Here is a 1,667-nt window from a genome sequence, read left to right as displayed (position 1 = left end):
TTCCCGGTTCGAAAAACTGGACACGATGTTCCTCGCCTTCATCAATTTCGCGCTCATCGTAGATGGGCTCAGATAGTGTGAACAGGCCCTAGCGTAGATCGCTGTTACGTGCTAGTTACCACTGGACCGCTGTAATGCGAAGACGGTGCGCTCGAATTCGGGCACTCTTCATTCTTCGACACGAATACGGAAACGTTGGCTAACGCCACGCGTCGCCCCCGTCCCGACGAGGCCAGGCGAAACGTGGTGCGGAAGGCTGAAGGCCATCAGCAAAATCACGCGGCCAACTGCAGGGGGCGCTGCCAATTCGCAATTGCCTCACCGAATGCGCCTTTCGGCCTATAGCGACAACCGCCTGCCAGACTTAGCCCTTGGGGTTTTACGAGAAGATGCGACGCCTGCAACCGGGCACGATATTCGATGCCGCCTGAAAGCGTGTGCGTGACGGTGCTGGTACCGTCGTCACCGATTAAAGGCTTCCGTGAGCGGCGCGTCAGCGCGGCTAATCGAGCCGCTGAATTTGACTGCGGCGCGCGGTATATCCGTCTAAAAATAACCGCTAAAAAAGATCTGCGCGGGCTTTGCACCCGTCGCCACGCTGCAACTGCCGATTATCGACACAAGGCGAGCGCCGGCGCATATGGCGGCGCGACCTGTCACCAGGAGACGCTGTCGACTACGTACTTCCTCTGTCCAGGCACACCCAATTTGAGCCGACCTTTCTCCTGTCGGGTAACGCATGTTGAGCGTATGCCCTTACCTCGTTTTTCCCACCCGTTCGGCTTCGGCGTGCGGATCCTCGCCGAGAATCTCGTTCCACGCTTCCACGGCGCGCGAGAAATGCGTCTCCATCAATGCAGTGGCTTTCTTCACGTCGCGCTTCTTCACTGCTTCGTAGAGCTTTGCGTGCTGAACTGCCGAGATCTCACCGCGCTCGGGGTCGGCGAACAGCGCAAAGCGGCGGCTTTCCGAAATCCGGTAGAACGAATTGAGTAGCCGCACCAGCACCTCATTGTGGGTGCAGCGCGCGAGAGCCATGTGGAATGCCGTGTCCTGCACCGAGATGTTGCCCTTGTTCGACAGCACCGCCTGGGTCGCGTCGATTACCGATGCGAGACTGTCCAGATCTCCTTCCGTGCGGCGCTCGCAGGCCAGCTGTACTGCACGCATCTCCAGCGCCCAGCGGACCTCGAGCGTCTCCTTGACCTCTTTCATGGACGGCTCGGAGCCCATCTCCGTCAGCAGCACGATGGTCTCGAAGCTGCTGTCCGTCGACATGCGGCGCAGATAGATGCCAGAGTTCGGACGTGATTCGATGACCCGCAGCGCGCTCAGCGTGGAGAGCGCTTCGCGCAACGCGTTGCGACCCACGCCAAAGCGCTCCGCCAGCGCGCGCTCGGATGGCAGACGCTCGCCGCTTTCGTAGCCGCGCTCCTTGAAGAACGCCAGCATCTTGCCGACGAGCTCCGAGCGTGAAGTCGATTCGCGTGTAGCGGGAGGCGTTAATTGCATGAGGCTGAGAAGAAGAAAGTCGCAGGGACGGTAGCTGACGATTATACAGACAGCCCCCGCCTAAGGCTACGCTGAACAAGCAGCTGAATTGGCGGCGTGTTGGCGATGTGGAGGTGTTCAGGTCGTGAAGCCGACCGTCACTCCTTTGCTTTTGG

1 protein-coding gene is annotated in these 1,667 nt (G+C 59.7%); it reads right to left on the bottom strand.

The genetic code is table 11. The features are described 5' to 3' along the window. Nucleotides 1–756: 756 nt before the first annotated feature. The gene (locus EX20_RS22630; protein WP_051974494.1) at nucleotides 757–1,452 is read right to left on the bottom strand and encodes a FadR/GntR family transcriptional regulator; all 696 of its coding nucleotides are present in this window, start codon (nucleotides 1,450–1,452) and stop codon (nucleotides 757–759) included. Nucleotides 1,453–1,667 lie beyond the last annotated feature (215 nt).

Source organism: Burkholderia sp. WP42, assembly GCF_000745665.1.
Taxonomy (GTDB): domain Bacteria; phylum Pseudomonadota; class Gammaproteobacteria; order Burkholderiales; family Burkholderiaceae; genus Burkholderia; species Burkholderia vietnamiensis.
The sequence above is the reverse complement of the archived record's forward strand: the minus strand, read 5'-3'. Positions and strand labels throughout refer to the sequence as shown.

What these genes read in the sequence shown, in the direction of transcription:
- EX20_RS22630 (WP_051974494.1), bottom strand. Translation starts at nt 1,452, where the DNA reads ATGCTGGCGTTCTTCAAGGAGCGCGGCTACGAAAGCGGCGAGCGTCTG.